At 69.8% G+C, this 16,107-nt stretch carries 20 protein-coding genes and 1 pseudogene; 13 read left to right on the top strand and 8 right to left on the bottom strand.

Translation table 11 applies throughout. The features are described from left to right. Positions 1 to 183: 183 nt before the first annotated feature. On the bottom strand, positions 184 to 387 hold the full coding sequence (locus JWP65_RS12545) for a DUF2917 domain-containing protein (protein WP_299764182.1): 204 nt from the start codon (positions 385 to 387) through the stop codon (positions 184 to 186). Positions 388 to 390: 3 nt separating this feature from the next. Between JWP65_RS12545 and JWP65_RS12540 the strand changes: the two are divergent. Next, positions 391 to 798, top strand: a pseudogene (locus JWP65_RS12540) (LysR substrate-binding domain-containing protein); the annotation flags it as partial. Between the two features lie 57 nt (positions 799 to 855). On the opposite strand, the gene JWP65_RS12535 reads toward JWP65_RS12540, so the two are convergent. Continuing rightward, positions 856 to 1,452, bottom strand: a complete 597-nt coding sequence (locus tag JWP65_RS12535) for a 5-formyltetrahydrofolate cyclo-ligase (protein ID WP_299764180.1) — start codon at positions 1,450 to 1,452, stop codon at positions 856 to 858. Positions 1,453 to 1,461: 9 nt separating this feature from the next. Between JWP65_RS12535 and JWP65_RS12530 the strand changes: the two genes are divergently transcribed. The 4 genes from JWP65_RS12530 (at position 1,462) to JWP65_RS12515 (ending at position 6,021) form a co-directional block, all read left to right on the top strand. Next, complete coding sequence (locus JWP65_RS12530; RefSeq protein WP_299764178.1) at positions 1,462 to 3,453, top strand: lytic transglycosylase domain-containing protein; 1,992 nt, start codon at positions 1,462 to 1,464, stop codon at positions 3,451 to 3,453. A gap of 3 nt (positions 3,454 to 3,456) precedes the next feature. Beyond that, positions 3,457 to 3,960, top strand: coding sequence for an MgtC/SapB family protein (locus JWP65_RS12525; RefSeq protein ID WP_299764176.1), 504 nt, complete (start codon positions 3,457 to 3,459; stop codon positions 3,958 to 3,960). A gap of 79 nt (positions 3,961 to 4,039) precedes the next feature. After that, positions 4,040 to 4,726: a glutathione S-transferase family protein gene (locus tag JWP65_RS12520; RefSeq protein ID WP_299764174.1), complete on the top strand. Its 687-nt coding sequence runs from the start codon at positions 4,040 to 4,042 to the stop codon at positions 4,724 to 4,726. A gap of 68 nt (positions 4,727 to 4,794) precedes the next feature. Continuing rightward, complete coding sequence (locus JWP65_RS12515; RefSeq protein ID WP_299764172.1) at positions 4,795 to 6,021, top strand: multifunctional CCA addition/repair protein; 1,227 nt, start codon at positions 4,795 to 4,797, stop codon at positions 6,019 to 6,021. Positions 6,022 to 6,028: 7 nt separating this feature from the next. On the opposite strand, the gene JWP65_RS12510 is transcribed toward JWP65_RS12515, so the two are convergent. The 3 genes from JWP65_RS12510 to JWP65_RS12500 are packed head-to-tail and all read right to left on the bottom strand — an operon-like array spanning position 6,029 to position 8,297. Continuing rightward, positions 6,029 to 6,952 (bottom strand): ROK family protein, encoded by a 924-nt coding sequence (locus tag JWP65_RS12510; protein ID WP_299764171.1) that lies wholly within the window; start codon positions 6,950 to 6,952, stop codon positions 6,029 to 6,031. Positions 6,953 to 6,956: 4 nt separating this feature from the next. Continuing rightward, complete coding sequence (locus tag JWP65_RS12505; protein ID WP_299764169.1) at positions 6,957 to 7,151, bottom strand: DUF2905 domain-containing protein; 195 nt, start codon at positions 7,149 to 7,151, stop codon at positions 6,957 to 6,959. 15 nt (positions 7,152 to 7,166) lie between these two features. Continuing rightward, complete coding sequence (locus JWP65_RS12500; RefSeq protein WP_299764166.1) at positions 7,167 to 8,297, bottom strand: SAM-dependent methyltransferase; 1,131 nt, start codon at positions 8,295 to 8,297, stop codon at positions 7,167 to 7,169. A gap of 18 nt (positions 8,298 to 8,315) precedes the next feature. On the opposite strand from JWP65_RS12500, the gene JWP65_RS12495 reads away from it, so the two are divergent. Continuing rightward, entirely contained in the window at positions 8,316 to 9,077 is a 762-nt protein-coding gene (locus JWP65_RS12495; protein ID WP_299764164.1) for an SDR family oxidoreductase, read from the top strand. After that, the gene (locus JWP65_RS12490) at positions 9,077 to 9,445 is read left to right on the top strand and encodes a dihydroneopterin aldolase (RefSeq protein ID WP_299764162.1); all 369 of its coding nucleotides are present in this window, start codon (positions 9,077 to 9,079) and stop codon (positions 9,443 to 9,445) included. The genes JWP65_RS12495 and JWP65_RS12490 overlap by 1 nt, the downstream gene beginning before the upstream one ends. Positions 9,446 to 9,523: 78 nt before the next feature. Here JWP65_RS12490 and JWP65_RS12485 read toward each other — a convergent pair whose 3' ends face one another. Then, the gene (locus JWP65_RS12485) at positions 9,524 to 9,829 is read right to left on the bottom strand and encodes a hypothetical protein (RefSeq protein WP_299764160.1); all 306 of its coding nucleotides are present in this window, start codon (positions 9,827 to 9,829) and stop codon (positions 9,524 to 9,526) included. Between the two features lie 8 nt (positions 9,830 to 9,837). Further along, on the bottom strand, positions 9,838 to 10,320 hold the full coding sequence (locus JWP65_RS12480; RefSeq protein ID WP_299764158.1) for a DUF456 domain-containing protein: 483 nt from the start codon (positions 10,318 to 10,320) through the stop codon (positions 9,838 to 9,840). A gap of 82 nt (positions 10,321 to 10,402) precedes the next feature. Between JWP65_RS12480 and ttcA the strand changes: the two genes are divergently transcribed. From ttcA to JWP65_RS20160, 6 genes are all read left to right on the top strand, one after another. After that, a complete protein-coding gene (gene ttcA / locus JWP65_RS12475; RefSeq protein ID WP_299764156.1) occupies positions 10,403 to 11,329 on the top strand; it encodes a tRNA 2-thiocytidine(32) synthetase TtcA in 927 nt (308 codons plus the stop codon). A gap of 34 nt (positions 11,330 to 11,363) precedes the next feature. Further along, entirely contained in the window at positions 11,364 to 11,972 is a 609-nt protein-coding gene (locus JWP65_RS12470) for a DUF4136 domain-containing protein (RefSeq protein WP_299764154.1), read from the top strand. Between the two features lie 144 nt (positions 11,973 to 12,116). After that, positions 12,117 to 12,761, top strand: coding sequence for a histidine phosphatase family protein (locus tag JWP65_RS12465; protein WP_299764152.1), 645 nt, complete (start codon positions 12,117 to 12,119; stop codon positions 12,759 to 12,761). Further along, positions 12,730 to 13,923, top strand: coding sequence for a DSD1 family PLP-dependent enzyme (locus JWP65_RS12460; protein ID WP_299764150.1), 1,194 nt, complete (start codon positions 12,730 to 12,732; stop codon positions 13,921 to 13,923). Before JWP65_RS12465 ends, JWP65_RS12460 begins: the two co-directional genes overlap by 32 nt. A gap of 183 nt (positions 13,924 to 14,106) precedes the next feature. After that, positions 14,107 to 14,412: a sterol desaturase family protein gene (locus tag JWP65_RS20165; RefSeq protein WP_367280507.1), complete on the top strand. Its 306-nt coding sequence runs from the start codon at positions 14,107 to 14,109 to the stop codon at positions 14,410 to 14,412. Positions 14,413 to 14,542: 130 nt separating this feature from the next. Further along, positions 14,543 to 14,851, top strand: a complete 309-nt coding sequence (locus JWP65_RS20160) for a lysoplasmalogenase family protein (protein WP_367280506.1) — start codon at positions 14,543 to 14,545, stop codon at positions 14,849 to 14,851. Here the strand turns inward: JWP65_RS20160 and ruvB are convergent. Next, positions 14,841 to 15,899 carry a Holliday junction branch migration DNA helicase RuvB gene (gene ruvB, locus JWP65_RS12450; protein WP_299764148.1) on the bottom strand — a complete coding sequence of 353 codons (1,059 nt, stop codon included), beginning with the start codon at positions 15,897 to 15,899 and terminating at the stop codon, positions 14,841 to 14,843. The genes JWP65_RS20160 and ruvB overlap by 11 nt on opposite strands. Positions 15,900 to 16,107 lie beyond the last annotated feature (208 nt).

The following is a 16,107-nucleotide window of genomic DNA, read 5'->3' as shown; positions in this document are numbered from 1 at the left end:
CCGGCCAGCCGCAGGTCGGCCAGCGGTTGCAGCACGCCGGCCAGATTCAGCGGACGGCGCGTGGCCGCCGCCGCCGCCGCCGGCGCGAACACCGGGTCCCAGCTGAAATAGCAGGGCCGTGGCGGTTCCAGGCTTCCATCACCACGGCCTGGCCGGCCCGCAGCGACGTCGAGCGGCCCAGTTTCAGCACGTGGTCGCCCGAGTCGTCGGGTTCACCCCGTGCGGCCCTTCGACGGTAAGCCAGACCCGGCCGTGGGCGATGCGCAGAATGCCGTCGCTGGTGGGTCGCAGCGGGATCGCGCGGCCGCGGGCCAGCTTCCAGGGGCCCCGCAGGGCCGTGGCAGGGGAGGCTTGCAGCAGTTCGGCGGCGGTCCGTTGCGCGGTCATGTGAGCCCCTGGCTGCTCAAGGACGGCCGCGCGCTGGCCACGCCGGCCGACATGGCGCATTTCACGCTGATCGAGGCCGGCGACGCCCACCAGACCCACCTGGAGTGGCTGACCTGGCGGCGCTGGTTCGACGCGCACGGGCTGTCCAGGTTGCAGCCAAAGCGCTGGCTCTACTTCAACTACCCCTACCAGATGGTCCAGGCCGCGCTGGCCGGCCAGGGCGTGGTGCTGGCGCGGCTGCCGCTGGTGGCCGAGAGCCTGGCCAACGGCGACCTGGTCGAGCCGTTGCCGAAACTGCGGATGAACTCGCCGATGGCGTACTGGATGATCGTCGGCCCGCGCAGCGCCCGGCGGCCGGAGATCAAGGCCTTTTGGCAATGGCTGACGCTGCAAAGCCGGGTGACGCGGTAGACCATCGGCGAGGTGCCGGATCCGGACACCGTCGACTCCATGGATTGACCCTGGGCCTTAACCACCCAGCTGGATCGGCCACACCACGCCCAGCTCGTTGAGCAAGGCATCCAGCGGCACGTCGTGCGCTTGCGGTTCATGATCGGGCAGGAAGCCCTGGGCGAAACCCAGGCCCACGGTATGGGGCCGCGGCTGCAGCCCGGCCAGGGTGCGGTCGTAGAAACCGCCGCCGTAGCCCAGCCGGAAACCGCCCGGCGCATACCCCACGCAGGGCACGAACAGCAGCGTGGGCGTCACCACCTCGGTGTCTTTCGGCTTCGGAATGCCGAAGGCATCCTCTTCCATCGGGCAACCGGGGAACCATGCATGGAACTTGAGCGTCTGACGAAGCTTGTCCACCACCGGCAACCCGATCCGGCGCGGCTGCGGCTCGTCGCACAGCTCGCCATCCTCTTTCCAGCGGTGCAGCGCCGGCAGCGGGTCGAACTCGCCCTTGATCGGCCAATAGGCGCCGATCACGGTGTCGGGGCGACCCACCAGCCAGATGCGCATCACCCGTTGCAGCAATTCCGCCCGGTGCAGCCGGTCGGGCATATTCAGGCGCTGCTCGATGAGAAGCTTGCGCAGGGCCCTTTTTTCTTCCGACCTGTCCATAATTTCCCGATGAAGTTGAGAACGATTCTGGCATCTATCGCCACCGTGCTGTTGGCCGGCTGCGCCCAGGCGCAACCCGCCGACGAGGTCCTGCTGCAGATGCAGCAGGCGTTTCGGCAAGGCAACAAGCCCCGGCTGGCCCAGTTGCTGCCCGCCGCCCAGGGCCATCCGCTGGAGCCCTGGGCCGCCTACTGGGAGCTGCGGGCCCGGCTGGACACCGCCGCGCCGGCCGAACTGCAGGCGTTCTTCGCCCGCTACGCCGGCAGCTACCAGGAGGACCGCCTGCGCAACGACTGGTTGCTGCTGCTGGGCCAGCGGCGCGACTGGGGCAGCTTCGCCCAGGAGTACCCACGCTACCGGATGAACGACGACCGCGAGGTCCGCTGCTACGCGCTGTTCCTGCAGCACGAACGCGAAGGCGTTTCCGCCCCGGCCGCACTGGCCGAAGAAGTGCGCCGCAACTGGCTGGGCCAGCGCGAGGCCGACGACGGCTGCACCTTTGCCGCCAGCCGCCTGATCGGCGAGCCTGGCCGCCAGCGCATGACGCAGGCCGACGCCTGGCGCAAGGCCCGCCAGTCCATCGAGGCGAACCGCCCGAAGGCCGCCGCTGCGGCCGTGGAAATCGTGCATCCCGAGTCGCTGCCGCTGCTGGCGGAGCTGAACGCCAGCCCGGCCAGGTTCCTGCAATCCAAGGTGGTGGCCGCTTCCCGCGCCCGCCGCGAGATCATCGGCCTGGCGCTGATCAAGCTGGCGACCAGCGACCAGGAACAGGCCGCCTCCATGCTCGACGCCAAATGGGGCGCGCAGATGAGCCCGGAAGAGCGCGACTGGATCTGGGGCGTGATCGGCCGCCAGGCGGCGCAGAAACTGTCGCCGCAGGCGCACGGCTACTTCGCCAAGGTCGGCCGCGACGCCTTCCTGAGCGACGAGCTGCTGGGCTGGAAAGTGCGCGCCGCGCTGCGGGCCAGCCGCGGCACCGACTGGAAGACCGTGCTGCAGGCCGTCAACGCCATGAGCGACGAAGGTCGCGACGACCCGACCTGGGTGTACTGGAAGGCGCGTGCGCTGCTGGCGCTGCGGCCGGGCGACCAGCAACGCGCCGAGGCGCAAAAGCTGCTGCAGGGCATCGCCTCGCCGGGTGGCTTCTACGAGCAGCTGGCGCTGGAGGAACTGGGCCACAAGATCACGGCGCCGCCCCAGCCCGCGCCGGTGACCGGGGCCGAAAAGCAAGCCGCCGCCGCCAACCCGGGGCTGGTGCGCGCGGTCCACGCGATCCGCATCGGCCTGCGCTCCGAGGGCGTGCGCGAGTGGAACGACACCACCAACCTGCACCAGAGTGGTGGCATGACCGACCGCGAGCTGCTGGCCGCCGCGCAAGTGGCCTGCGAGCGCGAGATCTGGGACCGCTGCATCAACACCAGCGAGCGCACCAAGGCGGAGTTCGACTTCGAGCAGCGCTACCCGACACCGTTTCGCGACGCGGTGGTGCGGCGCGCGCGCGAGATCAGCCTGGACCCGGCCTACGTCTACGGCCTGATCCGCCAGGAAAGCCGCTTCATCATGGATGCCCGCTCGCACGTGGGCGCCTCCGGCCTGATGCAGGTGATGCCGGCGACCGCGCGCTGGACCGCCAGGAAGATCGGCATGACCGGCTTCACCATCGAGCAGCTGAACGACCGCGACACCAACATCGCCATCGGCACCGGCTACCTCAAGCTGGTGCTGGACGACTTCGCCGGCTCGATGCCGATGGCCGCCGCCGCCTACAACGCCGGCCCGGGCCGGCCGCGCGCCTGGCGCAACGGCCCGGTGCTGGAGGCGGCGGCCTGGGCCGAGAACGTGCCCTTTACCGAGACCCGCGACTACGTCAAGAAAGTGCTGGCCAACACCACGGTCTATGCCGCCATGCTGACCGGCGAGCCGCAATCGCTGAAAGCGCGGCTGGGCACGGTGGGGCCGCGCGAAGGCGCCGCTGCGGAACCGAACCGCGACCTGCCCTAGCCGATGAGCGCATGGGACACGATCACGGCGACGATCGCCTCCGAGTTCTCGGACATCGGTGACCTCGAGCAGTTGACGCGGCTGGTGCTGCGGCTGGTGCTGGCTGCCCTGCTGGGCGGCATGCTGGGGCTGCAGCGCGAGCGGCAAGGCAAGGAGGCCGGCATCCGCACCCACATGCTGGTGGCCGCCGGCTCGGCGCTGTTCGTGCTGGTGCCGCTGCAGACCGGAATGGACGAAGAGGGCGTCAGCCGGGTGCTGCAAGGCCTGCTGGCCGGCATCGGATTTCTGTGCGCCGGGACCATCCTGAAGCTGCCCTCGGAGGAACACGTGCGCGGCCTCACCACCGCCGCCGGCATCTGGATGACGGCAGCGATCGGCATGGCGTGCGGGCTCGGGCGCGAAACCACCGCCGTGATCAGCACCCTGCTGGTGCTGGCCATCCTGGCGCTGGAAAGGCCGTTCCGGCGGCTCGGGCTGCGCAAGAACGCGCAGTCGCCCGAGTCCTGAACATCAATCACGGCCGGTTTTTGCATCGATCGCGGTGGCCGGCCGGCTAGCATCGCCGCCATCCCATCAGGAAACGGCCATGCGCACCCTCTACATCGCCAACAAGAACTACTCGTCCTGGTCCATGCGGCCGTGGGTCCTGATGAAACAGGCCGGCATCCCGTTCCGGGAGGAGATGGTGCGCTTCGACGCCATGGACGACGACTCGCCGTTCAAGCGCGTCGTGCTGCAGCTCAACCCGGCCGGCCAGGTGCCGGTGCTGGTGGACGACGGGCTGGCGATCTGGGACACGCTGGCCATCGCCGAGTACCTGGCCGAGACCTTCCCCGAGCACCACCTGTGGCCGCGCGACGCCAGGGCCAGGGCGCGCGCCCGCAGTGTGTGCGCCGAAATGCATGCCGGCTTCGGCGCCCTGCGCAGCCACTGCCCGATGAACATCGAGGCTTCGCTGGCGCAGGCCGGCGCGCTGGCCTGGCGCGACCACCCGCAGGTGCGCAGCGACGTGCAACGCATCATCGGCCTGTGGACCGGCCTGCTGGAGGAACACCAGGGGCCGCTGCTGTTCGGCGAGTTCAGCATTGCGGACGCCTACTTCGCGCCGGTCTGCATGCGGATCAAAAACTACGAGCTGCCGGTGCCCGGCCATATCACCGACTACATCCGGCGCGTCTGCGCGTTGCCCTCGGTGCAGGCCTGGACCGAGGAGGCGCTGGCGGAACGGGCGTTCGTGGCGTTCGACGAGCCGTATCGGACTTCCAGAGGCTAGGAGCTGGGGTGCATTCACTGACTCCCTTTCCTGGTCTCTGGTGCCTGGCGCCTCGGTAAACTGCCGCCATGCAAACCTACATGGTCGGTGGCGCGGTGCGCGATGCGCTGCTGGGGCGGCCCGTGCACGACCACGACTGGGTCGTGGTCGGCGCCACGCCGGAAGCGATGATCGGCGCCGGCTACCTGCCGGTCGGCAAGGACTTCCCGGTGTTCCTGCATCCGCAGACCCGCGAGGAGCACGCGCTGGCCCGCACCGAGCGCAAGACCGCGCCCGGCTATCGCGGCTTCGTCGTCCATGCCGAGCCCACCGTCACGCTGGAAGAAGACCTGGGGCGGCGCGACCTCACCATCAACGCCATCGCCCAGGCCACGGACGGCCGGCTGGTCGACCCATACGGCGGCCAGGCCGACCTGAAGGCCAAGGTGCTGCGGCACGTGACCCAGGCCTTCCGCGAAGACCCGGTGCGCATCCTGCGGGTGGCACGCTTCGCCGCCCGCTTCGCCGACTTCGAGGTCGCGGCGGAAACACTGGACTTGATGCGCGCGATGGTGGCCCAGGGCGAGGCCGACCACCTGGTGCCCGAGCGCGTCTGGCAGGAACTGGCGCGCGGCCTGATGGAGCAGCGTCCTTCGCGCATGTTCCAGGTGCTGCGCGGCTGCGGCGCGCTGGCGCGCATCCTGCCGGAGGTGGACCGGCTGTGGGGCGTGCCCCAGCGCGCCGAGTACCACCCCGAAGTGGACACCGGCGTGCACCTGATGCTGGTGCTGGACATGAGCGCGCGGCTGCAGGCATCGCTGGCGGTGCGCTTTGCCTGCCTGGGGCACGACCTGGGCAAGGGCACCACGCCGCCCGAGGTGCTGCCCAGGCACATCGGCCACGAGCAGCGCAGCGCCAGGCTGTTGCAGACGGTCTGCAACCGCCTGCGGGTGCCCAACGACTGCCGCGAGCTGGCCGACGTGGTGGCGCGCGAGCACGGAAACATCCACCGCAGCGGCGAGGCCGGCGCCGGCGCGCTGGTGCGGCTGCTGGAGCGCTGCGACGCATTTCGCAAGCCGGAGCGCTTTGACCAGGTGCTGCTGGCCTGCGAGTGCGACGCCCGTGGCCGGCTCGGGCTGCAGGAGCGGCCTTATCCGCAGCGCAAGCGGCTGCGCGCGACGCTCGCCGCGGCGCGCCAGGTGAGCACTGCGGCGGTTGCCGCCGATGCCGCTGCCCGCGGCTTGCAAGGCGACAAGATCGGCGAAGAGATCCACCGCGCCCGGGTCGCGGCAGTGGCGCAACTGCTCGCCGCCTGAGCCGCGCCTACTCCAGCAACGCCAGGGCGGCGTAGTCGCCCACCTTGTCGCCCAGTCCCGCCGGCACCAGCTCGCAGCCGGCTGTCAGCGCCGGCAACTTGCCGGCCAGCTGCGCCTGCAGCCGCGGCAACAGGAAGTCCTTGTTGTTGGTGAAGACGCTTCCGCCCAGGCTGATGCGCTGCAGGTCCAGCACCACCGTGATGTTGTAGAGCGCGCGGCCCATCACGCGGCACAGCTCGTCGACTGTCCGGGTGGCCGCTGCAGTGCCGGCCCGCGCCTGTTGCAGCAGCATGGCCGCGTCGGCGCCGAAGCGGCGCTCGACGGCGTTGCCCGCCACCAGCGCCTCCAGGTCGCCGACATTGCCGCAGCCGCACAGCGCATCGTCGTTGTCGCTGACGAACATGTGGCCGCCGTGGCCGGCATTGCCGTTCTTGCCGCGCAGCACCCGGCCGTCGACGCACAAGCCCATGCCGACGCCTGTGCTCCAGGTGACATAGGCGCAGTTGTCAACGCCTTGCAGCGCGCCCCAGCGGCGCTCGGCCTCCAGCGCGCCGATGCAGTCGTTCTCCACGCGCACCGCGGCGAAGCGCTGGCGCAGCGGCGCCTCCAGCAGAGCGACCATCCACTCGTTCGGCAGGCCGCGCGCCGGTCCGGCCAGCCCGCCGCAGATGTTGGGCGAGGCCAGCTCCACCATGCCGGCGCACAGCACGAACGGCCCGGCCGAGGACACGCCGGCCCGCTGCACGGTGTGCGGCGCCACGCCAGCTTCGGCGCAGGCTTGGTCCACCATGCGGATCACCTGCACCGCGAGCGCGTCGTTGCTGCCGGTCTTGGCGGTGGGCTCGCTGCGCTTGGCCAGCAGCTCCAGGCCGGAGCCGGCGTTCAGGCTGACCGCGACCTTGGTGCCGCCGATGTCGATGCAGGCTTTCATGGCTTCAGAGGAACTTGGCGATGCCGGCTGCCAGCAGGCTCAGCAGGATGGTGGTCGTGAACGGCAGGAAGAACTCGCGCCCGAACAGCTTGAAGCGCAAGTCGCCCGGCAGGCGCCCCAGACCGAGCTTCTGCAGCAGCGGCGAAAACCAGCTGATCAGGATCAGTGCAAGGAAGATGACGATGATCCATCGAATCATGAGTTTGCCGGTTTTCTACAGTGTGTGGGTGCGGTCGCCCGTGCGGAAACCGAGTGCATCCCAGAACCGGCCGCGGTGGAAGGCGATCACCTTGAACAGCTCGCCCATCTCGTGCTCGGCAATCAGCCGCTGCGCCGCGCTGCGCTCGGCCAGGCCGGCATGTTCCAGGCGCTGCACCAGCCCGCAGTTGATGAGAAAGCGCCCCTGCGAGGCGTAGCCCAGCGTTTCCAGCCCCGACTCCTGCGCCGCCAGCGCGATCCCGGTGAAGTTGACGTGTGCGGTGATGTCCTTTTCGCCCGCCGCGTCCAGCGGGTCCGGGTCGACCAGGTGGGCGCGGTGGCACATCACCGTGCCCATGTGGCGTTGCGGGTGGTAGTACTCGCCTTCGGGGAAACCGTAGTCGAGGAAAAAGGCGGCGCCCACCGCCAACCGGTCGGCCAGCGTGCGCACGAAGGCCTCGGCCTGCGGGTGGATCTCGGTCAGGTAGTCGTGCTCGCCGACGACCTGCACGGGCGGCCGCAATTCGGTAGGCCGGTCGTCCCACGTGAATGGCGAGGGCGGCTGGTCCGGTGCCAGCGGGCAGCGGTCGGGCCTGCGCAAGGCCACGCCGCGCTCGTGCCAGGCGCCGTCCTTGCGCGCCAGCAGCTTGACGGGCATGGCGTCGAGCACCTCGTTGCCGACGATCACGCCTTCGATGCGCTCGGGCAATTCGCTGACCCACTGCACCCGGCCGCCCCAGGCGGCCAGCGCTTGCTGCTGCCGCTGCCGCAAGCTGGCCGAGAGTTCGACGATCGTGTAGCGCTGGACCTGCTGGCCCAGCGCCGAGAGCAACTGCGCGGCCAGCGCGCCGGAGCCGGCGCCGAATTCCCACACTTGGTCGGTTGCGGTCTGCCGCAGCGCTTCCTCGACCTGCGCGGCCAGCGCCCGGCCGAACAGCGGCGTCATCTCCGGCGCCGTCACGAAATCGCTGCCCGATTGCGGCATGGCGCCGAACTTGCGCGAGGCGTTGGCGTAGTAGCCCAGGCCGGGCGCGTACAGGGCCGCGGCCATCCAGCGATCGAACGGCAGCCAGCCGCCGGCGCGCTCCACCTGTTGCGCCAGCAGCTTTTGCAGCGCGCTCGTTACACTCGAAGCATCATTCTTCACCGGCCGATGGTCCCCCGAATGAGCGCACCCCTTCCCCGCACCGTGCTGGTCACCGGCGCCGCCCGCCGGCTCGGGCGCGCGATTGCGCTGGAGCTGGCCGCGGCGGGCTGGCAGGTGGCGGTGCACTACCGCGGATCAGCGGCCGAGGCGCAGCAGACGGCGGCGGACTGCGCGCGCCATGCGCCAGCCCACGCCTTTGCGGCGGACCTTGCCGACGAAGCGGCAACCCGCGCCCTGCTGCCGGCCGTGGCCGCGCACTTCGGCGGCGTCGACGCGGTCGTCAACAACGCCTCGGTGTTCGCGCACGACAGCGTCGCCAGCTTCTCCTATGCTGCTTTGGCCGCGCACCTGGCGGCCAACACCGCAGCGCCCATCGTGCTGGCGCAGGCACTGCACGCCCACCTGAAGGCTCGCGCTGGCGCCGGCGCGGTGGTCAACCTGCTGGACCAGAAGCTGTGGAACCCGAACCCCGACTTCCTGAGCTACACGCTGTCGAAGGCGGCGCTGGAAGCGGCCACCACCATGCTGGCCCAGGCGCTGGCGCCGCAGCTGCGGGTGGTAGGCGTGGCGCCGGGCCTGACGCTCACCAGCCACATGTTGTCGCAGGAAAAGTTCGAGCAGCTGCACAAGCTGTCGCCGCTCGGGCGCTCGTCCACGCCGCAGGACGTGGCCGCCACCGTGCGGTTCGCGCTGGAGAACCAGTCGCTCACCGGCACCACCTTGCTGGTCGACGGCGGCCAGCACCTGATGAAATTCGACCGCGATTTTTCGCTGATGTGATGAACCAGACCGGAACCCAGATCCTCACCCTCGAAGGGCTGCGCTTCGCCGCCAACCTGGGCATCCTGGAGCACGAAAAGACGGCGCCGCAACCGATCCGGGTCGACGCCGAGCTGCACCTGGGCGCGCAGCCGCTGCTGCCCAGCGACGATGAAATCCATCACGTGCTGGACTACCGCAAGGTGCGCCGCATCATCATCGACGAATGCACCGCGGTGCACGTGAACCTGCTGGAAACGCTGATCGGCAAGGTCGCGCACCGGTTGATGCAGCTGCCGGGCGTGATCGGCGTGCGGGTGCGGATCGCCAAGCTGGAGATCTTCGACGATTGCGAAGTGGCGATCCGGGTGGAGACGGGGCGCTGGTGAGGGCCTGGCTGTTGTCATTGCGCCGGCCGACCGGATCGTGGGCCGAGCCGGCGATGCCAAGCTCCTGAGCGGCGCGGATCAGAGCCGCTCGATCGCCTGCGCCCGCACCACGATGTCCTCCTGCGCGAAGCGCTGCTCCAGCCCCGCGCGATAGCCCGCCCACCAGCCGCGGTCCAGCGCATCGGCCATGACTTCGTAGACCACGATGTCGTCGCGCTCGACATCGCCGCCGTCATCCCAGACGCCGCTGGCCGGCGCCCGCGTGTACGCCGTCATGCCGCCGAAGCGCTCCACCAGTTCCTGTCGCACCGCGGCGAACAGCGCGTGCGGCAGCGGATCGCCGGCGTTGTCCCGCAGCGGCAGGAGGATCTGGACCAGGTGCATGGCGGGCCTCACAACAGCAGCGCCGCGATGTAGATGCCGATCATCATGAAGGCCAGCACGAACTTGGCCAGCATGCCGGCCAGCAGCCCCAGCCAGGTGGCGATGCCCACCCGCAACGCCTGCTGCTGGTTGCGCCTGGCCATGTATTCCCCGATGGCGGCGCCCACCAGCGGCATGAACAGCACGCCGACCAGCCCCATGAAGATGCCGGCCACGGTGCCGAGCGCTGCGCCGATCAACGCCTGCCGGCTGGCGCCGGCGCGCCTGGCCCCCAGCAGCGCGGCGACATAGTCCATCGCCCAGGCCAGCACGGCCAGGATGGCGACGGCGGCGACCGCCACCCAGCCGACCCGCGTGAAGTCGTCGATCCAGGCGCCCAGCACGATGCCGGCGAGCACGAGGATGGTGCCCGGCAAGGCCGGCAGCACGATGCCGGCGAGGCCGAGCAGGACCAGGGCCGTGCTCAGGATCCACAGGAAGGTGTCGTTCAAACGGGCTCTCCAATGGCGGGGTTCGAAGGACTCTACCGTGCCGTGGCGGCGCCAGGGCGGCGTGGAGTGCGAAAATGGCCGGATGAGCGCCGTCTGGACCGAACAAGAACCGTCTTTCCTGCCCGCCACCGCGGAGCGCAAGATCGAGCGGGAGAACCACAAGCTCGAAAAGCGCCTGTGCCGCCTGGTGGGTCAAGCCATTGGCGACTACAACATGGTCGAGGAGGGCGACAAGATCATGGTCTGTCTCTCGGGCGGCAAGGATAGCTACGCCATGCTCGACATCCTGCTCAAAATGCGGCAACGGGCACCGGTGGACTTCCAGCTGGTGGCCGTCAACCTCGACCAGAAGCAGCCCGGTTTTCCGGAACACATCCTGCCGGAGTACCTGAAGGCGCTGGGGGTGCCGTTTCACATCGAGGAGCAGGACACCTACTCGATCGTCAAGGACAAGATCCCCGCCGGCAAGACCATGTGCAGCCTGTGCAGCCGGCTGCGGCGCGGCATCCTGTACCGCGTGGCCGACGAGCTGGGCGCCACCAAGATCGCCCTGGGCCACCACCGAGACGACATGCTGGCGACGCTGTTTTTGAACATGTTCTTCGGCGGCAAGCTCAAGGGCATGCCGCCCAAGCTGGTCAGCGACGACGGCAAGCACATGGTGATCCGGCCGCTGGCCTATGTGGCGGAAAAGGACCTGGTGCGCTGGGCCGAGGTGCGCGAATTTCCCATCATTCCCTGCACCCTGTGCGGCAGCCAGGAAAACCTGCAGCGCAAGCAGGTGGGCCTGATGCTCAAGGAATGGGAGCGCAAGTTTCCCGGCCGGCTCGACAACATGCTGCACGCGATGCAGAACGTGGTGCCGTCCCACCTGGCGGACGGAACGCTGCATGATTTCAAGGGTCTCACCGCCACGGGGGTGGCCAGCGACGACGGCGACAAGGCCTTCGACCACGAAGACTTTCCGGCGCCGGGGCTGCTGCCCGCCTTGCAGGTGATCAAGCTCTGAGGCGCAGGCCGCGCCTCGCAACCGGGAGGTGCCCATGCGGCGTGCAGTTCGTTTTTTCGCCTGGGCGTTGGCGGCGCTGGCCCTGTCGGGCTGCGCCACCGGCTTTCTGCTGGACAACCAGGTCCAGACCTTCTCGCACCTGACGGCGCCGCCGGCCTCGCCGACTTACCGCTTCGAGCGATTGCCGTCGCAGCAGGCCGACCCGGCGCAAAGCGCGCTGGAAGCGCTGGCCGACCCGGCCCTGTACCGGGCCGGCTTGCGCCGCGACGACGCCGCGCCGCGGTTCGGGGTGCAGGTGACGGCCCGCACCTCGCGCATGCTGTCCCCGTATGCCGACCCGTGGGACGCCTGGGGCGGCGGCTGGGGCATGGGCTTGGGCGGCCGCGGGATCGGCATCGGCTTTGGCATGCCGTTCGGACGCATGGAAAGCCCGTGGTTCCAGCGCGAGGTGGGCGTGGTGGTGCGCGACCTGGCCAGCAACCAGGTGGTCTACGAAACCCGCGCCACCAACTCCGGGCCCTGGCTCGACAACATGGCCGTGATCCCGGCCATGTTCGAGGCCGCGCTGCAAGGATTTCCCAATCCGCCCGGCGGGCCGCGCCGGGTCGACATCCACGTGGGCGCGGCGGCGCCGGGAACCTAGCGTTACTGCCGGTTGCCTTGGACCGGCCAGCGCATCGCGGCCCGGTTGCCCTCTGGAGAGGCTGGCTTGCCGGTGCTCTCCCCACTGGCCAACCACGTGAAAATCGCGCCAGCGACTTTCACGTGGTTCCCTACAATGGGTGACATGGAAGTCACCCGCATCATCGCCGTCCGGCATGGCGAGACGGCCTGGAACGTCGATGCGCGGATCCAGGGCCAGCTCGACATCCAGTTGAACGACACGGGCCGGTGGCAGGCGCGGCGCGTTGGCCAGGCCCTGGCCGCCGAGCCGCTCACGGCCGTCTACACCAGTGATCTCGGTCGCGCGCACGAGACGGCGCGCGCCATCGGTGACGTGGCCGGCATCCCCGTGGTGGCGCACCCCGGCCTGCGCGAGCGCCGCTTCGGCATGTTCGAGGGCAAGACCTTCGACGAAATCCACCAGACCTGGCCCGACCAGGCCCACAACTGGCGCAAGCGCATCCCCGACTGGGAGCCGCCCGCAGGCGGCGAGTCGCTGCTGCAGCTGCGCGAGCGCGTCACCCGCACCATGAGCGACCTGGCCGGCCGCCATCCTGGCAACCAGATCGCCGTGGTGGCCCACGGCGGCGTGCTCGACGCGCTCTACCGCATCGCCACCGGCCAGGAAGTGAACTCGCCCCGCACCTGGCAGCTGCCCAACGGCGCCATCAACCGCCTGCTGTGGACGCCGCAGGGGTTCACGCTGGTCGGCTGGTCCGACACGCAACACCTCGACCATGCAGCATCCGACGAAGACACCGCTTTCTGACGCCTTGCGCCGGCTGGTGGGCAGGCCCGTCGCCGACATCGACACGCCCGCCCTGGTGGTCGACCTGGACGCCATCCAGCGCAACCTGGGCCGCATGGCGGAGTTCGCCCGCAAGCACAACATCCGTTGGCGGCCGCACGCCAAGATGCACAAGAGCTCGGCCATCGCCAGGCTGCAGATCCAGGCCGGCGCCGTCGGCGTCTGCGTGCAGAAGACGTCCGAAGCCGAGGCCATGGTGGCCGGCGGCGTGCACAACGTCTACATCAGCAACGAGGTGACGGCGCCGGCCAAGCTGGCGCGGGTGGCCGACCTCGCCCATGCCGTGGCCGCCGAAAACGGCCAGCTCGCCATCGCGGTGGACAGCCTGGAAGGCGTGCGGCGGCTGGCCGACGCGATGAACGAGCGGCGCCGCGGCGGCGCTGGCGCCGTGATCGACGTGTTCGTCGAGGTCGACGTCGGCGGCGGCCGCTGCGGCGTGACGCCGGGCCGCGCTGGTGTCCAGCTGGCGCACGAGATCCGCCGCCATCCCGCGCTGCGCTTTGCCGGCCTGCAAGCCTACAACGGCAAGGCGCAGCACCTGCGCACGGCCCAGGAGCGGCACGACGCGGTGGGCATCGTGGTGCAGGACGTGCTGTTCACCCGCAAGCTGATCGAAGCCGAGGGCGTGCCGGTGAACCTGGTGACCGGCGCCGGCACCGGCAGCTTGGTCTGCGAGGCGGCCAGCGGCGTCTTCGGCGAGTTGCAGGCCGGCTCCTTCCTGTTCATGGACGCCGACTACGCGGCCAACGAGCGCGACCCGGCCCAGCCCCAGTTCGAGCACGCCCTGTTCATCAAGTCGCAGGTCATGAGCTGCGGCGTGCGGCATGCGGTGTGCGATGCCGGCCACAAGAGCCACGCGATCGATTCCGGCTTGCCCAGGGTGCTGGAGCTGCCGGCCACCGGCGCCCTGGAGTACTTCAATGGCGGCGACGAGCACGGCATCCTGCGGCCGGCCGGCGACAACCAACGGGTGCCGGCGCTGGACGACGTGGTCTGGCTGATCCCCGGCCACTGCGACCCCACCGTCAACCTGCACGGATTCATGATCGGCGTGGGCGGGGGACTGGAGCACGGAAAAGTCGAAAAGATCATCCGGGTTGATGCCAGAGGCGCCTTGACCTGAGCCGTTGGACGATCCGGGCATGGAACCGAGCGCCGCGCCGAAACGCTTCAAGCAAGCGAGCCGCCGGGGGGTCGCCCGGCATGCCGGAGCGTGGGGGCTGCATGACGCCGGCCAGGTCAGCGTTCTCGCCACGCCGGTCTTCCTGCTGCTGATCGCGGCGGAATATGCCTGGGGCTCGGATGGATGTTCTACCTGCCGATGGCCGTGGCCGGCTTGCCGCCGCTGGTGTTCGGCGTCGTCGCGTCGATCGACCTGCCGAACCAGTTCTGGGTGCACACCGGGCACGTGGGCAAGCTGGACTGGTCCGACCGCTGGTTCTGTTCGCCCTCGAACCACCGGGTGCACCACGCCGTCGACGACGAGTCCCTGGACCGCAACTACGGTGGCGTGCTGATCGCGTGGAACCGCGTCTTTGGCAGCTTCCGCGAGGACGGCGCGCCCTGTGTCCACGGCTCGCGTTCACCGCTGAACAGCTGGGGCCTGCTGTGATCCAACGGCGAGGTGTACTGGTCGCTGCTCGAGGACAGCCGGCACGCGCGCTCCTGGGCCGACCGGGTCTGGATCAAGCCGCCGGGCTGCGACTGCCGGCTCGGCGACCGGGGTGGATGGCGTCTCTGCGGTGTTCAAGCCGCCGGCGTTGCTGATTGCTTTCGCGGTGCGGCGCTGGGGTGCGCTGCGCTTGTCGCCAGCCTTGGGCTCGCCCCTGGTGGCGGCCCTGGCGTTCTCGCTGCTGGGCGACGTATTCCTGCTCTTCGGCGGCTTCTTCATCGCCCGGCTGGCCAGCTTCCTGGTGGCGCACGTCTGCGACGTCCCTGTTGCGCCAGGGCGGCGGCGCAGGCGAATCGGCTGCGGCCATCAACCGCCTGGCCATGCCGCGAAAGCGCCGACCCAGGGCTTCGCCGCCCCGCCCGCCCCCATCACCCGCTGAACAGCTCGCCCGCACTGCTCGGCGGCACGACACCCAGGTGCCGGTACGCCGCCATCGTCGCGATGCGCCCGCGCGGCGTGCGCTGCAGGTAGCCTTGCTGGATCAGGTAAGGCTCGATCACGTCCTCGATGGTGTCGCGCTCCTCGCCGATCGAGGCCGCCACGTTGTCCAGGCCCACCGGGCCGCCGTCGAAGCGGTGGATCACCGCCTCCAGCAGCTTGCGGTCCATCACGTCCAGGCCCAGCGGATCGACGTCCAGCATGGCCAGCGCCCGTTGCGCGATGTCCATGTCGATCCGGCCGGTGCCCTTGACGTCGGCGTAGTCGCGCACCCGGCGCATCAGCCGGTTGGCGATGCGGGGCGTGCCGCGCGAGCGGCGGGCGATCTCCGCCGCACCATCCGGGCCGATCGGCGCCTTGTGCAGGCCGGCGCTGCGGTGCTCGATCTTGGTGAGCTCCTCGGCCGTGTAGAACTCCAGCCGCGCGACGATGCCGAAGCGGTCGCGCAGCGGGTTGGTCAGCATGCCGGCGCGCGTGGTGGCGCCCACCAGCGTGAACGGCTGCAGGTCCAGCTTGATCGAGCGCGCCGCCGGGCCCTCACCGATCATGATGTCGATCTGGTAGTCCTCCAGCGCCGGGTAGAGGATCTCCTCGACCACGGGCGAGAGCCGGTGGATCTCGTCGATGAACAAAACGTCGTTCTTCTCGAGGTTGGTGAGCAGCGCAGCCAGGTCCTTGGGCTTTTCAAGCACCGGGCCGGAGGTCTGGCGCAGGTTGACGCCCAGTTCGTTGGCCAGGATGTGCGACAGCGTGGTCTTGCCCAGCCCCGGGGGGCCGAACAGCAGCACGTGGTCCAGCGCCTCGCCGCGCTTCTTGGCCGCGCCGATGAAGATCTCGAGCTGCTCGCGGATCTTGGCTTGCCCCACGTAGTCGGCCAGCAGCTTGGGCCGCAGGGCGCGCTCGATGGCCTCCTCGTTGGGCGAGGCGGGCGCGGCGGACACCACGCGTTGCGTCGGCGGCAAGCCGAAATCGTCGGTCTGGATCGTCATGGGGAGTCCTCCGCCTGCGGCTGCGGTGCTATGAGCCTTCGGGCGGCCGTGCGGCTCATGCGGGAGCGAGCGTCAGCGGCACCAGCCGCGGTTGCGGCTCCCCGGTGGATTGGCAGCGCAGGGCCACGTGCCACTGGCGCCCCTCGCTGTCGACCAGCCAGAACTGCGACAGCAGCCACACCGGCGCGTGCGGCCGCCCGGCGTCGCG

The sequence above is a fragment of the Ramlibacter sp. genome, assembly GCF_028292805.1.
Classification (GTDB): Bacteria; Pseudomonadota; Gammaproteobacteria; order Burkholderiales; family Burkholderiaceae_C; genus Ramlibacter.
This window is presented reverse-complemented; position numbering and strand designations above follow the sequence as displayed.